Here is a 15,981-nt window from a genome sequence, read left to right on the forward strand (position 1 = left end):
TCATGGGCACCCGGACTAGCGAACACCCGCAAGCCCCGGCGAGGTCGTCAACCGTAATTCGTGAATGACCACCTCGCCGTAAGCATCCGGCGCTTCGTCCTCAAATGGCGTCTTGTAAGTCGAGCGATTGCCCGTGCTCGACTGGATGTACATGCCCGCCTTCCAGTAGCAACCTGCCGTTTCGATGCGGATCGGCGTGTCGCGCACGATGGTCGGTTTGCCGTTGTAGAGCACGCTGACCTTGCCTGCCTGCGCGATTATTTCCACCGTGAAGGTCTGGCCGATTTCGTAGGCAGGGTCGATGACGTAGGTGTCCTTCGCGTTGTTGAGCCGCACCTGCAGCGCGCCGCGCTTGCTGAGATGGCCCGGTGAGTCGCCTTCGAACTTGATCATCACGACGTCATCGCGTGCGTTGTGGATCTGCCCGACCGTGACCTGCGGTTTGTTGAGCGGGACGGCGGTGATGGCCTGGCGGATGAACATGCGGCGCTCGAGGTTATCTGCCAGATCCCAGCTGGCGGTTTCGTAGCGCACGAGTTTTTCGCCTTCCCACAAACTATTCATTTCGCGTAGTTCGCTGCGGGCGAAGCGAGTGTTGTTGCTGGTGCGCGTGCCACCTGCGTTTGCGCGGAAGACGACGCCGTCGCCGGACGCAGCGGTCAGGAACCAGGGCGGCGCGGTGAAGCGCGCAAGCTCGGGGAAGCCGATTTCATCGGCCCATGCCCGGCCCTTGCGACTCGGCACGGGCAGCGTAAGACGCCATGCGTGCAGATGGTCGAGTTGTGCGAGGTCGGCAGGCAGCGGCTCTGCGCTAACGGCGGATGCTGCGGATAGATGCAGGGCTGCGAGCAGAAAGGTCACGCCGTAGCGTTTGAAGCGACGTGCAAAGCGGAATTGGCGCATGAATGTCTGTTCCCGAGCTGGCGAAGTGCGTGAGCCTGCTACACGGAGAAAGCTTTGCCAAGGGCGGCGCGCGCCTGGAAGAAAAATCCGCGCGTCCGGAGACGCGCGGGAAAGACGAGCATTCTGGGGGAGCTCGCCAGGAGAGAGCGATGAGCCCGGTCGGGGACCGGGCCGCAGGGACGATCAGAAGTCCTTCATGATGTTGATCCAGCTCTGGCGCTTGTCGAGCTTGGCAACAGAGCTGCCGATAAAGCCCGGCGCCGTGCCGTCGAACTTGCCGCCAGTGATCGTTTCATTGCGCTGGAAGTCCTGCCTGGTCGTCGTTGCACCAATCGCCAGGGTCTTGCTCAGGTAGTAATACGCCGCCATGCCGTAGCCCTTGCCGCTATTGCGCACCTGTCCCATATCGTTGAGGCGGGAGTAGTAGGCACCGGCCACGATCTTGTCGCGCCAGGTGTATTGCGCGTCGATCGACCAGTTCTTTTCCTGGAAAGCGGGTCCCTGCGCCGCAACAGCGCTTGGGTTGTAGCCGCTGTACATGAAGTAGGCGGTGCCGAGCTTGACCGAGGGGATCGGGCGGATCGTGTAGAAGACCTTGGAGAACTGGATGCTGTTGTTCTGGTTGCTCGGCCCAGTAGGATTGGCGGCCGCCGCGTTGGTGTCGCCCTTGCGATTGAAGTCATAGCCCCAGGACATGAACGGCCTGTTGCGCTCCATGTCGTTGCTCACGCTGCCATAGGCACCTTCGAAACCAACCGAATAGAAATCGCCACTGCCCACGCCAGCGATATCGCTCACCCCGCTCTTGCGATTGTCGCCAATGGCATAGGAGCCCTTGAGCGCCCAGTTCGTCGCGGCAACCGGAATCGCCGCCGTGCGCAGTTCAGCGTTGCGCTGGGTCAGCTTCGTCTCGCGCAGCAAGGCAACGCCGTACTGGATGTTGTTCACGTCCTTGGGTGACGACATGTAGGGTTTCTCGGCCACCGTGTAGTTGTGGCCGGCCGGGTTCTGCACCCCCATCATCAGGTAGCCGATCGGCGAGGTCAGCGACAGCGACTTGCGGTCGTTGGCATTGAGGCCACCCGTTGTGCCGTCCTTGCCTTCGAAAAAATTACCGAAGCGCAGGTCGATGTACACCTCCGCACCGAAGCCGCTGCCGAGGTCTTCCTTCGCCTGGACCAGCAGGCGTGAGGTCGTCATCGCGTTATCCGACATGGTCTCGGTGGTCTTGCCACCACCAGGCGTGCCATTGGCCGCGTCGTTGTTGCTCTGCTTGGTGAAGGTGTAGCCGGCATCGATACGGCCGCCCACGGTCACCGTCGTCTGCGCCTGCGCTGAGCTGAGGCTCAGACAAGCCACGGCAGAGGCGATGAGTGTCTTTTGCATTACATGTCTCCCTTGATGTGCTCTGCCTGCAGCCCTGCTTTGCAGGCAGTAAAACGTTTAACTTTCTGGGCGTGACAAACCGGCTTGTCACGCCGGTCTGCAGAAACCCCTGCTCGACAAGGCGCACGCGGTGCCGGAGAGCCAGCCCCTTCGTGCCCGTGCAAAGCGGGACGCGACGAAAGGTAAACGTTTACCTTGCTGCAGAAAAGTACGTGTCTACCCTGATGCGCGCCATCCGATCGGGCGCGATCAAGGACTCATCGACCGACGATAGGCGACAATCCGTCTGGGCTGGGCGTTGCTGGCGCCACGCCTCCACCTCACCTGCAATGCGCCAGCACAGGGCAGTTCTCTCAAGTCGCCCTCTTCTTCCCCCATCAAGCCTGACACTGGCTACGAACCTGCGAGGTCTGCGTGAGCATCTACTACTCCATGGCGGCATTTGCGCTAGCTGCGTCGATCTCGCCCGGCCCGGTCAACATCGTCTCGCTGAGCGCTGGCGCACAGCACGGTGTCGGACCAGGCATGCGGCACGTGTCCGGCGCCACGATCGGTTTCACGGTGCTGCTGCTCTTGGTCGGGCTGGGCTTGCACGCCCTGCTGACGCAGTACCCCATCCTGCTGCAATTGATCCGCTGGGCGGGTATCGCCTTCTTCCTCTACATGGCTTTCATGCTGGCCACCGATAGCGGAGAACTCGACGCAGACCATGCGGCGCGCCAACCATCCTTCATGCGCGGAGCGATCATGCAATGGCTGAACCCCAAAGCCTGGCTTGCAGCAGCAGCCGGCATGGGCGCTTTCGCAGGCGGCGGCGACACGCTATTGGTATGGCAGTTCAGCGCGATCTACTTCGTGATCTGCTATCTGTCACTCGCATGCTGGGTAGTTGCCGGCAGCTTCCTGCGTCCATACATCAGCAAGCCCGCGCGAGTCCGGCTGTTCAATCGTGTGATGGCGGCCCTGCTGACGGGCTGTGCGCTAGCCTTGATCGTGACGTGATGAGGGCCTGAGGCTCACGCCCTCCTCGTCGCGCCTGCCGCCGTCATGACAAGCCCCTCTTCCGGGAAAACTCGAAGCGGGTATGCTTCCGCCCGATCAGCACGATCAATGACAACGCCGTTGTCACTCAATCCGCTTCAACCTCTTCTCACTACGACACGACACCATGACTTACGTGAAAGCTCTCCTCATCTCGCTTGTGGCTCTCTTCGGATACCCGGCAGTCGCAGGCCCTTACACCACAGCGGCCGGTACATGCCTCACGGATAACACGACGGGCAAGGAACGCAAGGAACTCGCCCGATGGATTTTCATGGCCATGGCAGCGCATCCGGAAATGCGCGACCTGACCACGGCAAGTGCCGAAGCGCGTGACAAGACAGATCAATCCATGGGAAAGCTGGTGACCCGTCTGCTGAGTGAGAACTGCGCGGCACAGACACGTGCGGCAGTGAAGAACGAAGGCAGCGAATCCTTGAAAGCCGCATTCGGAATACTGGGCCAACTCGCCATGCAGGAAATCATGTCAAACGCAGAGGTCAACGCGTCGATAGGCGGGTTCGAGAAGTATCTCGACAAGCAGAAACTGGAATCTGCCCTCAGCACGAAGTGATGCGCGCGTAGATCATCAAACAGGTGGCGCGGCGGCAGCTTGCGCCACCTGCACGCTCGCGCGGCCCAATGGCTCACCTGCCGGGCCAGAAAGGCGCGCCTCCATGCATGATGGATGCATCGAGAAATGCATGCCATTCCACGTACCGGTCGTGACGATATCGCCGGCCATCACACCGCCCCACAGCTGCGCACCTTCATTGGCCCACCAGGGCAGCAATGCGAAGGGATCGACGTGGGGATGGCCACCCGTGGCCTCGGCACACAAGGCACCGTCCACGAAGCTCTGCATGGTCAGCGCATGCCACGCCAGCCCCTGCCAGTCACACAGTGCTTCGCCGAGCACGAAGGCGCCATGCAGCATGCTGTCGGCCAAGCGCAAGAATGGACCAGCTGCAACGTAGTCCTGCAGTGCTGTATCCACAATCTCGATCGCCACGTGGGCGCTGCCGATGGCAGCCAGTACCTCGTCGCGTGACCACGGCTCGCCACGCGCCGGCAGGTCGCGCGCAAAGCGCACCGCGATTTCTGCCTCCATACCGAGGAGCCGGAAGTCTGCCGCCGAAATGCTTGCAGCATGGGAAATGATGCGCGGCATGGCAGCACGCACCGGCACGGGACTATCGCTGCTGTTTCCGATCTTCCAGGCGCGGGGCCGGGCGCTGCCCAGCAGGCATTGCCACACCGCGGCCTGCACGGCATAGGCCTCTTCACGTGAAGCGATCTGCAAGGCCTCGCACTCACTGACGCTCAAGGCTTGCTGGCTGGCGCGAGCCGCAGTGAGGCGATTTGCGAGCTTGTCGATATCCGCCGCACTCATGTGCGCACGCGCGGCTTCGCGGGCGTGGGCAAATCGCATGGAATGTACTGCCCCTGGCCTGCCGCGCCGAGGAACTTGCCGCGCTCTGCAACCACTTCTCCACGCAAGATCGTCATACGTGGCCAGGCCTTCACGCGCATCCCTTCATAGGGCGTGTAGTCGACATCGTGATGCAGGTTTTCATTGCGGATCTCGATGTCCAGGTCCGCATCCCAGATGACGAGATCGGCATCGGCGCCGATAGCAATCGAACCCTTGCGCGGATAGAGCCCGTACATCTTGGCAACGTTGGTCGAGGTCAGCGCCACGAAGTCGCAGATATCGAGGCGCCCCTCGAGGACGCCCGCGGAGAACAGCAGCGGCAGGCGCGTCTCGATGCCGGGCACGCCATTGGGAATCTTGTCGAAGGATGCATCGGGGCCTGCGCCCAATTTCCCGCCCTCGCCCGCGAAGCGAAACGGCGCGTGGTCCGACGAGAACACCTCGAAGACACCGCCCTGCAAGGCATCCCACACGACTTGCTGATTGGCCTTGTCACGCGGCGGCGGACTGCAGATGCACTTCGCGCCGTGCATGTGACCATGGTGATCATCCATGTCGTCCGCGGTGAGGAAGAGGTACTGCGGACAGGTCTCGGCGTAGATCTTCAAACCCTGCGCCTGCCCCCAGCGGATCTGTTCGATGGCTTCACGACCCGATACATGCACGATGAGTATCGGCACGTCGACGAGTTCGGCCAGCGCGATAGCCCGGTGCGTGGCTTCGCGCTCAACCAGCATCGGCCGCGCAGCCGCATGGAATTTCGGCGCGGTATGCCCGGCTGCAATGAGGCGCTCGGTCAGCCAGGCGATGCAATCCGTATTCTCGGCATGCATCATGATCATGGCCCCCTCATGGCGCGCAGCGGCCAGCACGTCCAGCATCTGGCGGTCGTCAAGCTTGAGGTCGTCGTAGGTCATGTAGACCTTGAACGAGGTGCAACCTTCGCGCATGACCTGCGGCAGCTCCTCCTTGAGCGCGTGTTCGGTCGGCTCGCAGATGATGAGATGGAAAGCGTAGTCGACGGCGGCCTTGCCCGCAGCGCGGCGATGCGATTCGGCCACGGCCTCCATCAGGCCCTGTCCCTTGAGCTGGCTGGCGAAAGGAATGACAGTGGTATTGCCGCCACAGGCCGCGGAGCGTGTCCCGGTCCAGAAATCGTCGGCCATGACGGAGCCATCCATCATCGGCTGATCGATGTGGCAATGCCCGTCGACCCCGCCCGGCAGCACGTAGCGCCGCTCCGCATCGATCTCGCGCTGGCCGGCCGCCAGATGTTTCCCCAATGCAACGATGACGCCACCTTTGATGCCGATATCCGCATCGAAGACGTCTGCAGCCGTGGCACAGCGTGCGTTGCGGATGACCAGATCGAATGCTGCCTCAGGTGCCTCAGCCACCATCAGGCAACCTCCGCAAACAGCCGGCCCCAGCCCTTGATCTGCTTCGTGTCGTAGTCGAGCATGCGCAGCATCTTCCACAGCACGGTGCTGACGGTGTCGTAGACCGGAATGCCGTAAGCAGCTTCCCAGCGTTCAACCAGGTGCGCGGCCTTGAGGTTGGTACAGAAGGTGCTGATCGCCGCCGGCTTGGCCCTCGCCTTCGCCACGCTGGCCACCATATAGGTGAGCTCCGTCTCGCTGACCTCCGAGAAGTCGAAGTTGGTGCTGATACCCAGGTGCTTCTCCGCGACACAGCTCATACCCTCGGCCGCGAAGTTGGTGATGATCTTCTCCTGCACGTCATCAAGATACGGCGTGACAAGCCCCAGCGTTTCAGCGCCCGTCTTGTGCATGATTTCGGCCAACGCCAGCGTGGAAGTCGTCGCGGGAATGCCGGTTGCATCTTCGATGCGCTGGCACAGCACGCGATCGGCTTCCAGCCCCAGCCAGCCGGCCGATGTGCCGCTCCAGCCGATGCATTGCACCTTCGCGTCGGCGAGCATGCTTGCAGCGGCGAGAATTTTCTCGTCGTCAAACTGGCCCAGCGCCTGCGGCTTGAGCGATATCTCAGTCACCGGAAAGCGCGCGAAGTGCGCACTCACGCCCGGCGCCGCCGCGCACAGCGCGCTGGTGAGAGGTTCGAGAGAGGTGTTCGAGGACGGTGTCAGGACACCGAGCAAGGTACGTTGCGTGGTCACGATCTGGGCCCTCCTGGGTCGCATGCAGCGGCCCGTGATGAGTCGGGATTGCAGGAAGGAACTTGGGAAGAAACGGTGCCAGCCGAATCTAGCAAGAAGCATGACCGCAAGTCTGGCGAATTGACTGATAGCAATCATCGCCCGCACGGCATATTGCCCGTGCCACGCGAGAGTCCGGCGCCAAAGGCCTCACGCACCCTTCATGACACATCAATGCCGTGCCCTGCCATGCGGCGGCCCGGAACGAGATCAGGGCGTCAGGCAACAGCTCGCACCGATTTGGGGCCCGGGTTTCATTCTTGCTGGTGCCTCATGTGACAGATCGGTCGCTCCTGCGACACAGATCGTTGTCGCCCATAAGGCAGGCGCGCCACAGAAAGCGTGCAGCAAGTGCTTGCGCTGAGACATCGGATGTCAGCTGGCCGCGCCCTTACAAAGGAGAAATGCAATGTTGAAACCAATCTTCAAACGTCTCGCTGTGCTACTGGTCGCCGCCGTTGCGTGCTTCGGATTCGCGGCGTGCACGACAACGACGACGCACACCGATGACAACTCGAGCAAGCGTGCCAGTATCAATGGTGGTGCGGAAAAAGCTCTTGCCGAGCTCTACAAGCAGGTACCCGGCTCACGTGAGTTGGTGGCCAGGGCCAATGGCGTTCTGGTGTTCCCGAACGTCGTCGCGGCAGGCTTCGGCGTCGGCGCTTCCTACGGCGAAGGCGTGTTGCTCAAGGGCGACAAGGCCAGTGCTTACTACAACACTGCAGGTGGCTCGATCGGCCTGATCGCGGGCGCACAGTCCAAGGCCGTCTATGTGTTGTTCCTGACAGCGGATGCGCTCTCGAAATTTGAGGCAAGCAAGGGCTGGACAGCGGGTGCTGACGCCTCGGTAGCCGTTCTGAATGTCGGCGCCAACGCTGCAATCGACTCCAAAACCGTGCAGCAACCCATCGTCGGCTTCGTGCTCACCAATGGCGGGCTGATGGCCAACGCCACGTTCAACGGCAACAAGTTCACGAAGCTGGATCTGTAAGCTCGTGCCGTAAAAAGAACGGCGACAGGGCCATGTCCTGTCGCCGTTTTCTTTACTGAACCTGCGCAGCAAGCTCGCTGGACAGTTCAGCTCTGCCGCGCAGCCTGCAGGCGGTGAATGGTGATCTTGCGTACTTCGGCGCGGCTCTCCTCGATATGCGCCTTGAGTAACGAACAGGCCGTATCGGCACGACGCCGCAGCAAAGCCTGCAGGATCTTGGCGTGCTCTTCATAGGTACGCTCTACGCGGTAGCCCTGGGTGAAGTCGAGGCGACGGATGATACGGATGCGCTCGATCACGTCGTTATGCACACGCGCAATCTCGGGATTCTCGGCCGCGTCGACGATGGTGGTGTGAAACGCCTCGTCCAGCTCGGCAGCACGCATCGCCTCGGTCTCGCGTTCGGCCTCAGGGCCCAGCCAGATACTCTGCAATTCGTCCAGGCGCGAAATGTCAGCCAGATCGCAGATCTTGCGCACGGCGGCGGTCTCGAGCACCGAGCGCAGTTCGTACAGGTTCTCGAACATGACGAAGTCGAACGGCCGAACGCTCCAGCCATTCCGGAAATGCACGAACACGTAGCCTTCTCGCTCCAGCCGGTAGAGAGCTTCGCGCACCGGCGTGCGGCTGACCTTCAGGCGATCCGCCACCTGGCTTTCGGTAAAGCGGTCACCAGGCAGGAGGCGGAAGTCGAAAATGTCTTCCTTGACGCGGTTGTAGACGTGATCCACGCGTGAGCCGGCAATGCCGACCTGCGATATCGGCTCATCCAGCGCGACGTTCCCGTCTGTGGCCTCGTCTGTCTTGCTCATGGATTCGGGATCTCGCGGAAACTGATGTGGGCGGAGACGATACGCCAGCTGCCATTGAAGCGCACCCAGGTCTGGGTCTGGCGCCCGACACGGGTATCGGCCTTGCGCAGGAAAGTGATATTCACGATCGCCGAGTGATCGCCAAAGCACGTGATGTCGCGCGACAGGTAGTCACGCGCCGCATCGGTCGGCGGCCGCCCCGCGCGGAAGCGCCGGATGTTCTCGATGCCCTGCAGTTCATCCTTGGCACTCACCCGCATGACGCGACTGTCCTGCCAGAAAGAAGCATCCAGCGTGTCGAGGTCATTGCTCTGCAGAGCGGCTTCGTAGCGGTCGGATGCAGCTTCTACTTCGGCCAGCACGAGTGGGTCATCAATGTTCATGGCGATCAAGTTCATCCCTCTGGCTCCGCTTGGGCGTATAGGTATAGCCACCCGCTTCCAGCACGGCAGCGGCCGCCAGTGCCACATCTTCGCGCCCAGGCGCCGCGATGAGTTGCACACCGATCGGCATGCCGTTGGCGGTTGGCAAGGGCGCGACGACGACGGGCAAGCCGATGAAGGAAATGGGTTGGGTCAGCAGGCCGATAGAGGGCCTTGCCGGCACACGCCCACCGGGTAGCTCCAGCCACTGCTGACCAATCTCTGTCGCCACGCACGGCGTGGCTGGCGCCACCAACAGATCGAAGCGCTCGAACAGAGCCAGCATCTGGCGCACGAATTGTTGGCGAAAACGCTGCGCCTGTACATACCAGGTAGCGGGCAGGAGACTACCCGCGAGCATGCGATCGCGATTGAGGGGCTCCATGTCGGCGTAGTGCGCCTGCAATTCGCTGCGGTACAACTCGCCCGACTCGCTGGCGGTGATGACGAAACCCGAGGCGCGCGCCGCGGCGACATTGGGCACGTCGAGCTCTTCCTGCGCGGCGAACATCATGGCGACGGAGCGGCTCGCGGTACGCGCGTCAGGGCCGGCCCAGTGATCGAAATAGCCGTTCAGGCGCGCAACACGCAGACCACCCAGGCCTTCCTGCGTGGCGCGCAGGACGGCGGCTTCTGTCGTCGACTCTCCCGGCAGCGGCGCCGCGCGGGTGCAACCATGATCGCGCTCATCCAGCCCCACCAGCACGTCGAAAACGCGCGCCAGATCGCGCGGGCTGCGCGCGAACGGGCCGAGGTGGTCGATGTTGTGCACGAAGGGGCGACTGCCGCCGCGCGACAGGCCGCCAAAGGTCGGCTTGAGACCGAACACGCCGCAGAAGGACGAAGGCACGCGAATCGAACCATTGGTATCCGAGCCCAGCGAGAAGGCGCACATGTCTGCCGCCACGGCAGCGCCGCAACCGCCGGAAGAGCCGCCGGCCACGCGCAACGGGTCGTGCGGGTTACGCGTGACGCCGTGGAAACTGTTCTCGGTCGTAAAGCCATAGGCATAAGCGTCCATATTGAGGGCGCCGATCAGGCAGGCACCTGCATTGGCGGCGCGCGTCACCAGCGTCGCATCGCGCGACACCGGCGCACCGGCGCGACCGCGATGCCCGCCCGCCAGCGTCTGCAGGCCCTCTACGTCGAACAGGTTCTTGACCGCGTAAGGCACGCCGGCCAGTGCCGGCATGGGCTCGCCACGCTTGCGGCGCGCATCGATGGCATCCGCCTCCTGCAGTGCGCGCCGCTCGGTGAGGTCGGTATAGGCGTTTATATTGGCATCACGACTGCGCACGCTCTGCAAAACACGGGTAACGACTTCGTGCGCCGAGACCTCACCGCTCGCCACCGCATCCGCCACCTGCCAGGCCGCCAGTTGCTCCAGGGGCGTACTGCTCGTCACGCCGCTCATGGGCGAAACACCGGTGCAGGTTCGAGTTCGGCAGGTAACTGCAGCGCCAGCAACGGCGCGGCAATGCCGCTGATCAATTCCAGCTGCGCGACGACCCGCGCCAGCTGCGCTTCGTCGAGCTCGTATCCTTGGGCGCGGGATACGATGAGCGCATATTCCTGCCAGCCTGCGGCACTCATCTGGCCCTGCATGCCCGCACTGGCCACGCCATTCATCGCTGCATCTTTCATGTCATTCCTGTCGGGTTCCATGCCTCTTCCTTGGCTGCACCTGTCTTGCATACATGATTGTCCACATGCAAGTTCTGATCCACGCCTTGCCTCGCCGCCCGCATCGAATGGCCACAGGCGCCCGGCTGGGCCGTTGCGCACCGGCCGCGAAAGGCAATGCCCTGCGAGGGGACTGGCTTTCTGCCTGCACGCTTGCCGCTTCAAAGCAGTGCATCGCTTGCCACCCCTGCCCCACGACAAGGCGAACCGGACTCCCCGCAGGCAGGTGCGAGCCGCGCACCGCATGACATTCCGCTTGTTATCAATTACTTAAGTGCTTATTCCCCTGCTTGTTGGACTGGCACATAGTTTGCGGATACAGTCTTGTATACAAGGCAACAAGCCATCACCGTGACCCACCCCTCAACAAAGAAGGCATCAACATGGCAACGGCCCCCTGTCTGGCACTCGAAACCCTGAGGCAAGGCTATGCAGCCGACCTCAGCCCCGTCAGCGTCATTGAGCAGTGTTACGACTACCTTGAGCAATATGTAGATCCCACCGCCTGGATTCACCTCGTGCCGCGCGCCGAAGCACTCGCCCGCGCCGCCGCACTCGCCGCACAAGGCTCGGCGGGGCTGCCGCTTTACGGCGTGCCTTTCGCGGTCAAGGACAATATCGACGTCGCAGGCATCCCTACAACGGCGGCTTGTCCGGCTTTCGCCTATACGCCAAGCGAATCCGCAACCGTCGTGCAGCGCCTGCTGGACGCAGGTGCAATCCTTCTTGGCAAGACCAATCTCGACCAGTTCGCCACCGGCCTCGTCGGTGCGCGCTCGCCTTACGGTGTGCCGGCCAGCGTCTTCAATCCCGATTTCGTATCGGGCGGCTCCAGCTCCGGCTCGGCCGTCACCGTCGCCGCCGGTTGCGTGAGTTTCGCGCTCGGCACTGATACCGCCGGCTCCGGCCGCGTGCCCGCCGCCTTCAACAACATCGTCGGCGCTAAGCCCACGCGCGGCTGGCTGTCATGCAAGGGCGTCGTACCAGCCTGCCGCTCGCTCGACTGCGTCTCCGTCTTCGCCCTCAGCGCCAGCGACGCGTGGGATGTGCTTGCCGTTGCCGGTGACGGCCAGGACCTCGCCGACCCCTGGTCGCGCCCCGCCCGGCCGCGTGGCCTGCCCAAGCGGCCGCGCATTGGCATTCCACGCACAAACCAGCGCGAGTTCTTCGGCGACGAGCTTTCCGCCAACGCCTACGAAGAAGCCGTGCAACGTCTCGCCACCTTCGGCGATCTGGTGGAGATCGACTTCACGCCTTTCTCCGAAACAGCCGCCCTGCTCTATGACGGCCCGTGGGTTGCCGAGCGCCTCGAAGCTGCCGGCAATCTGCTCGCCACCCAACCTGACGCGCTCGACCCCGCCGTGCGCAGCATCATCAGCAAGGGCCTCGACTACTCCGCCGCAGATTGTCAGAAAGCCGCCACCCGCCTCGAAGCATTACGCAAGCGCGCCGCGCTCACGTGGGAGGATGTCGAAGTCATGGCCCTGCCCACCTCGCCCACGCATTACCGTGTGGACGCCGTCCAGGCCAATCCGGTGGTCCTCAACAGCCACCTGGGTTACTACACCAACTTCGCCAACCTGCTGGATCTGTGCGCCATCGCCGTGCCCACAGCTTTCCGCATGGACAAACTCCCCTTCGGCATCACCCTCTTCGCCCCGGCGTGGACCGACGCGGCCATCGCCACACTAGGCGAGCGCCTGCACGCATCCTTCGCGCTCACGACAGGCGCCACCGGCCAGCCGCTCACCCCCTCGTCACATCCGCAACAGTGGATGGCGCGCAACGACACCATCCGCCTTGCCGTCGTCGGCGCGCATCTCGAAGGCATGCCGCTCAATCACGAACTCAGCGAACGTGCCGCACGCTTCGTGCGTGCCTGCAATACCGCACCGTCATACAAGCTCTTTGCCCTGCCCGGCACCGTGCCCCCCAAACCCGGTCTAGTGCGCGTCACCGAGGGCGGTGGCGCCATCGCCGTCGAGATATGGGAACTCTCCGCCGCAGCCTTCGGCGACTTCGTCTCCCGCATCCCGGCACCGCTCGGCATCGGTACGCTGACGATGGAAGACGGCGAACAGGTAAAAGGCTTCCTGTGCGAAACCATCGCAACCGGTGGTGCCGACGACATCACACACTTCGGCGGCTGGCGCGCCTACATGCAGAGCCGCGCAACGGCCTGACGCAAGACGGCGGGATCGCATCCCGCATTCATCCCCCCATCCTCATACCCCGCCGCTGCAGCCATGAAAAAGCCGCCCCAAGGCGGCTTCGCGGCTTCGTTCAAATACGCCTTATCTTCGTACCTCGCGCTGGAAGATCTCCATACTCAGCTTCTTCATTTCGACGAAGCTTGGCGTAGACAGCGTCTCAATCGTGCGTGGCCGTGGGTCTTCGTAGCGCAGGATCTCGGCCACCTTGGTCGGCCGCTTGGTGAGCAGCAGGATTTCGTCGGCGAGATACACGGCCTCTTCCAGATCGTGCGACACCAGCATCATCGTCGTGCCGGTCTGGATGAACACTTCCTGCAGCTTCTCGCGGATGAACAGGGTCATCTCGAAGTCCAGTGCAGAGAAGGGTTCGTCGAGAAACAGCACTTCGGGCTGCGGTGCCAGGGCTCGCATGATGGAAGCGGTCTGCTGCTGGCCACCCGACAACTCGTACGGATAGCGCTTGAGATCGAACTTCACATCGAAGGATGCCATCAGCTCTTCCATGCGCCGGTTAATCTCGATCGGCGAGCGCCCTTCAAGCTTCAAGGGATAGGCGATGTTGTCGATGGTGCGCAACCACGGGAACATCGCCTCACGATAGTTCTGGAAGACGTAGCCGATCTTCGTGTCCTTGAGAGATTTGCCGTCAAACAGGATCTCGCCGGAGTCGATGGGAATCAGGCCGGCAATCATATTGATCAACGTCGATTTGCCACAACCATTCGGGCCGAACACCGACACGATCTTGTGCTTGGGAATGTTGAGATCGAAGTTCTCGTAGAGCGGCCAGCCGGCGAAGTACTTGGTCAGCCCGCGTATGGTGATGTGCGTGCCGGCCGGGCCCGGTTTAAAAGGGGCTTTTGGCGGTTCGAGTTCTGCAATGCTGTCGATGGGGCGCATGTTTATCTCCCGCTCCAGTGAACGATGCGCCGCTCGATGACCAGCGCGAGGATATTGAGTACGTAACCGAGCGCGCCCGCCGCAAGAATCGCCGCATACATGCTCTTGACATTGAGAACCTGCTGCGCGTCGATGATGCGGTGGCCGAGCCCTGTATCGGAACCGATGAACATCTCGGCGACGATAACGATGACCAGCGCCATCGACACGGCTGAACGCAGGCCGACGAAGGTCGGTTGCAGGCTCTCCCAGATCAGCACGTCCTTGAAGATCTGCCAACGCGTCGCGCCCATCACTTTTGCCGCCATCACACGCTGCTTGCGTGCATTCATCACGCCATAGGCGCTGTTGAACAGCACGATGAGCAAGGCACCGAATGCCGCAATGGCAACCTTGTTCACATCCGACACACCGAAGATCAGCAGGAACAACGGGATCAGCGCGGATGATGGCGTGGAGCGGAAGAAGTCGATGAGAAACTCGACGCTTCTGTACGCGCGCTCGTTACTGCCGAGCAGCACGCCCAGCGGCACGCCGAGAATGCCGGCAATGGCGAATGCCTCGAGCGTGCGCTTCACCGTGACGAGAAAGTCCATCAACAAGGGCCCGCCTGCCAGGCCCGTCACCAGCGTGCCCAGGGTGGCCCAAGGCGTTGGCAGCAGGATGGGCTTGATCAGACCGAAACGCACGACGAGATCCCAGATCACGAACAGGATCAGGGGCCCGATGACGGGCTGCAGCGTATGCCATGAAAATTTCTTCGGCAGTGCCACGGCAGGCGTTGCCGTGGGCACGGCCCAGGGCTTGGCCGGCGCACTGGCGGCGGCCGATTGGATAGTGGAGTCCCCCATGATCGATCACCCCTTGTAGAGCAGCGAATCGACGAGCACGCGCTTCTCGAAGATGCCCTTGTCCGAGAACAGGTCATAGAACTTCTGGAAGTAGGCCACGTCGCTGGGCTTGAAGTCGGTAGAGAAGAGGTAGTCCGACATCGGCACCTCGGCGGTCAGCGCACCTTCGATGGCGGTATTGCCCTTGAGGTGCGGGCGCGCTTCGTCGGGCTTGGTCTTCACCAGATCGACACCACGCTTGTAAGCCGCGATGTACTTCTTGGTGACATCGGGATACTTCTTGATGAACTCCGTCGTCAGGCTCGCTGCGCCACCATGCCAGGGAGCCATCGGATCGCCGAGGATGTACTTGGCGACGACACCTACCTCCAGTGTGCGCGTGAGGCCATTGAGGCGCCCGGTAGTGCCCGTCGGCTCCAGCGTATAGACCGCATCGATCTGCCCCGCAGCCAGGGCCGCAACGTGCTGGCCGATCGGCAACTCGGTCACCGCGACGGCGCCTGCCCCGGCTTTCTCCAGCATCACCTTGGCGAGCGTCACGTTCTGGATCCCCGGGCCGGAAGCCACTTTCTTGCCCTTCAGGTCGGCCAGCGTCTTGATCGGGCTGTCCTTGGCGACGATGAACTCGTCGAGAATGAACTTCGCATTGGTCGGGTTGGTGCAGAAGATCTTGAAGAGACCCGGCTGCGCAATCTCACCGATCGCGAGCACCGCCGAAGCCGTGCCATTGGAACTGCCTTCGGCGCGCCCCGCGAGCATCGCCTCCATCACCTGCTGGGCGCTGGCGAACTTCAGTGGCTCGACATCGAGGCCGGCTTCCTTGAAGTAGCCCTTCTCCACCGCGACAAAGAACGGCAGCGCAGAAGCGACCGGCCAGAAGCCGATGCGAATCTTTGGCGAACCTTGCGCATTGACGATGGCCGGCGCGCCAATCGCGGCCAAGGCGGCGCCGGCGACGGCGCCCCCCAGCAGTTTTCGGCGCGTAGGCGACGCTTCAACGGTGTGAACTTCGGGCATGTCAGGGGCTGCGGGTTTCATGGAGGCTCCGATCAGAAGGGATGGCAGGACTAGGGCTGGCGTCAGGGGGCAAGCAAAAACAACAACGAGGGGCACACGGGCGTGTCCGGCATGCGGACTGCACCAGCGTCGAGCGGAAATCGCACCACGG

General features: G+C 62.5%; 16 protein-coding genes. 4 read left to right on the forward strand and 12 right to left on the reverse strand.

What is annotated here, in order from left to right:
- Positions 1-15: 15 nt before the first annotated feature.
- Both VVD49_RS00040 and VVD49_RS00045 read right to left on the reverse strand, forming a co-directional pair.
- The gene (locus VVD49_RS00040) at positions 16-903 is read right to left on the reverse strand and encodes a polysaccharide lyase family 7 protein (RefSeq protein WP_327597072.1); all 888 of its coding nucleotides are present in this window, start codon (positions 901-903) and stop codon (positions 16-18) included.
- A gap of 183 nt (positions 904-1,086) precedes the next feature.
- Positions 1,087-2,289, reverse strand: a complete 1,203-nt coding sequence (locus VVD49_RS00045) for a porin (protein WP_327597073.1) — start codon at positions 2,287-2,289, stop codon at positions 1,087-1,089.
- 414 nt (positions 2,290-2,703) lie between these two features.
- Between VVD49_RS00045 and VVD49_RS00050 the strand changes: the two genes are divergently transcribed.
- On the forward strand, positions 2,704-3,291 hold the full coding sequence (locus VVD49_RS00050) for a LysE family translocator (protein ID WP_327597074.1): 588 nt from the start codon (positions 2,704-2,706) through the stop codon (positions 3,289-3,291).
- 166 nt (positions 3,292-3,457) lie between these two features.
- A complete protein-coding gene (locus VVD49_RS00055; RefSeq protein ID WP_327597075.1) occupies positions 3,458-3,904 on the forward strand; it encodes a hypothetical protein in 447 nt (148 codons plus the stop codon).
- Positions 3,905-3,919: 15 nt separating this feature from the next.
- On the opposite strand, the gene VVD49_RS00060 is transcribed toward VVD49_RS00055, so the two are convergent.
- The 3 genes from VVD49_RS00060 to VVD49_RS00070 are packed head-to-tail and all read right to left on the reverse strand — an operon-like array spanning position 3,920 to position 6,902.
- Positions 3,920-4,762 (reverse strand): fumarylacetoacetate hydrolase family protein, encoded by an 843-nt coding sequence (locus tag VVD49_RS00060; protein WP_327597076.1) that lies wholly within the window; start codon positions 4,760-4,762, stop codon positions 3,920-3,922.
- Positions 4,720-6,165, reverse strand: a complete 1,446-nt coding sequence (hydA, locus tag VVD49_RS00065) for a dihydropyrimidinase (RefSeq protein WP_327597077.1) — start codon at positions 6,163-6,165, stop codon at positions 4,720-4,722. Before hydA ends, VVD49_RS00060 begins: the two co-directional genes overlap by 43 nt.
- The gene (locus VVD49_RS00070) at positions 6,165-6,902 is read right to left on the reverse strand and encodes a maleate cis-trans isomerase family protein (protein WP_327597078.1); all 738 of its coding nucleotides are present in this window, start codon (positions 6,900-6,902) and stop codon (positions 6,165-6,167) included. Before VVD49_RS00070 ends, hydA begins: the two co-directional genes overlap by 1 nt.
- A gap of 448 nt (positions 6,903-7,350) precedes the next feature.
- Here VVD49_RS00070 and VVD49_RS00075 point away from each other — a divergent pair, with 448 nt between their 5' ends.
- Positions 7,351-7,932: a BPSL1445 family SYLF domain-containing lipoprotein gene (locus VVD49_RS00075; protein WP_327597079.1), complete on the forward strand. Its 582-nt coding sequence runs from the start codon at positions 7,351-7,353 to the stop codon at positions 7,930-7,932.
- A gap of 86 nt (positions 7,933-8,018) precedes the next feature.
- Here the strand turns inward: VVD49_RS00075 and VVD49_RS00080 are convergent, their stop codons facing one another.
- From VVD49_RS00080 to VVD49_RS00095, 4 genes are read right to left on the reverse strand one after another with little or no spacing between them, the layout of a single operon-like run.
- Positions 8,019-8,744, reverse strand: a complete 726-nt coding sequence (locus VVD49_RS00080) for a GntR family transcriptional regulator (protein ID WP_327597080.1) — start codon at positions 8,742-8,744, stop codon at positions 8,019-8,021.
- Positions 8,741-9,127: an oxalurate catabolism protein HpxZ gene (hpxZ, locus tag VVD49_RS00085; RefSeq protein WP_327597081.1), complete on the reverse strand. Its 387-nt coding sequence runs from the start codon at positions 9,125-9,127 to the stop codon at positions 8,741-8,743. Before hpxZ ends, VVD49_RS00080 begins: the two co-directional genes overlap by 4 nt.
- Entirely contained in the window at positions 9,117-10,580 is a 1,464-nt protein-coding gene (locus VVD49_RS00090; RefSeq protein ID WP_327597082.1) for an AtzE family amidohydrolase, read from the reverse strand. Before VVD49_RS00090 ends, hpxZ begins: the two co-directional genes overlap by 11 nt.
- Positions 10,577-10,831, reverse strand: coding sequence for a DUF4089 domain-containing protein (locus VVD49_RS00095; RefSeq protein ID WP_327597083.1), 255 nt, complete (start codon positions 10,829-10,831; stop codon positions 10,577-10,579). The genes VVD49_RS00090 and VVD49_RS00095 overlap by 4 nt, the downstream gene beginning before the upstream one ends.
- A gap of 401 nt (positions 10,832-11,232) precedes the next feature.
- Here VVD49_RS00095 and atzF point away from each other — a divergent pair, with 401 nt between their 5' ends.
- Entirely contained in the window at positions 11,233-13,032 is a 1,800-nt protein-coding gene (atzF, locus tag VVD49_RS00100) for an allophanate hydrolase (protein ID WP_327597084.1), read from the forward strand.
- Positions 13,033-13,143: 111 nt separating this feature from the next.
- Here the strand turns inward: atzF and VVD49_RS00105 are convergent, their stop codons facing one another.
- The 3 genes from VVD49_RS00105 to VVD49_RS00115 are packed head-to-tail and all read right to left on the reverse strand — an operon-like array spanning position 13,144 to position 15,851.
- Positions 13,144-13,962 carry an ABC transporter ATP-binding protein gene (locus tag VVD49_RS00105; RefSeq protein ID WP_327597085.1) on the reverse strand — a complete coding sequence of 273 codons (819 nt, stop codon included), beginning with the start codon at positions 13,960-13,962 and terminating at the stop codon, positions 13,144-13,146.
- A gap of 2 nt (positions 13,963-13,964) precedes the next feature.
- Positions 13,965-14,813 (reverse strand): ABC transporter permease, encoded by an 849-nt coding sequence (locus VVD49_RS00110; RefSeq protein WP_327597086.1) that lies wholly within the window; start codon positions 14,811-14,813, stop codon positions 13,965-13,967.
- A gap of 6 nt (positions 14,814-14,819) precedes the next feature.
- Positions 14,820-15,851, reverse strand: a complete 1,032-nt coding sequence (locus VVD49_RS00115; protein ID WP_327597087.1) for an ABC transporter substrate-binding protein — start codon at positions 15,849-15,851, stop codon at positions 14,820-14,822.
- Between the last annotated feature and the right edge of the window lie 130 nt (positions 15,852-15,981).

It is taken from the genome of Uliginosibacterium silvisoli, assembly GCF_036017035.1.
Lineage (GTDB): Bacteria > Pseudomonadota > Gammaproteobacteria > Burkholderiales > Rhodocyclaceae > Viridibacterium > Viridibacterium silvisoli.

What these genes read in the sequence shown, in the direction of transcription:
- VVD49_RS00040 (WP_327597072.1), bottom strand. Translation starts at nt 903, where the DNA reads ATGCGCCAATTCCGCTTTGCACGTCGCTTCAAACGCTACGGCGTGACC.
- VVD49_RS00045 (WP_327597073.1), bottom strand. Translation starts at nt 2,289, where the DNA reads ATGCAAAAGACACTCATCGCCTCTGCCGTGGCTTGTCTGAGCCTCAGC.
- VVD49_RS00055 (WP_327597075.1), top strand. Translation starts at nt 3,458, where the DNA reads ATGACTTACGTGAAAGCTCTCCTCATCTCGCTTGTGGCTCTCTTCGGA.
- VVD49_RS00060 (WP_327597076.1), bottom strand. Translation starts at nt 4,762, where the DNA reads ATGCGATTTGCCCACGCCCGCGAAGCCGCGCGTGCGCACATGAGTGCG.
- hydA (WP_327597077.1), bottom strand. Translation starts at nt 6,165, where the DNA reads ATGGTGGCTGAGGCACCTGAGGCAGCATTCGATCTGGTCATCCGCAAC.
- VVD49_RS00075 (WP_327597079.1), top strand. Translation starts at nt 7,351, where the DNA reads ATGTTGAAACCAATCTTCAAACGTCTCGCTGTGCTACTGGTCGCCGCC.
- VVD49_RS00080 (WP_327597080.1), bottom strand. Translation starts at nt 8,744, where the DNA reads ATGAGCAAGACAGACGAGGCCACAGACGGGAACGTCGCGCTGGATGAG.
- hpxZ (WP_327597081.1), bottom strand. Translation starts at nt 9,127, where the DNA reads ATGAACATTGATGACCCACTCGTGCTGGCCGAAGTAGAAGCTGCATCC.
- VVD49_RS00090 (WP_327597082.1), bottom strand. Translation starts at nt 10,580, where the DNA reads ATGAGCGGCGTGACGAGCAGTACGCCCCTGGAGCAACTGGCGGCCTGG.
- VVD49_RS00095 (WP_327597083.1), bottom strand. Translation starts at nt 10,831, where the DNA reads ATGGAACCCGACAGGAATGACATGAAAGATGCAGCGATGAATGGCGTG.
- atzF (WP_327597084.1), top strand. Translation starts at nt 11,233, where the DNA reads ATGGCAACGGCCCCCTGTCTGGCACTCGAAACCCTGAGGCAAGGCTAT.
- VVD49_RS00105 (WP_327597085.1), bottom strand. Translation starts at nt 13,962, where the DNA reads ATGCGCCCCATCGACAGCATTGCAGAACTCGAACCGCCAAAAGCCCCT.
- VVD49_RS00110 (WP_327597086.1), bottom strand. Translation starts at nt 14,813, where the DNA reads ATGGGGGACTCCACTATCCAATCGGCCGCCGCCAGTGCGCCGGCCAAG.
- VVD49_RS00115 (WP_327597087.1), bottom strand. Translation starts at nt 15,851, where the DNA reads ATGAAACCCGCAGCCCCTGACATGCCCGAAGTTCACACCGTTGAAGCG.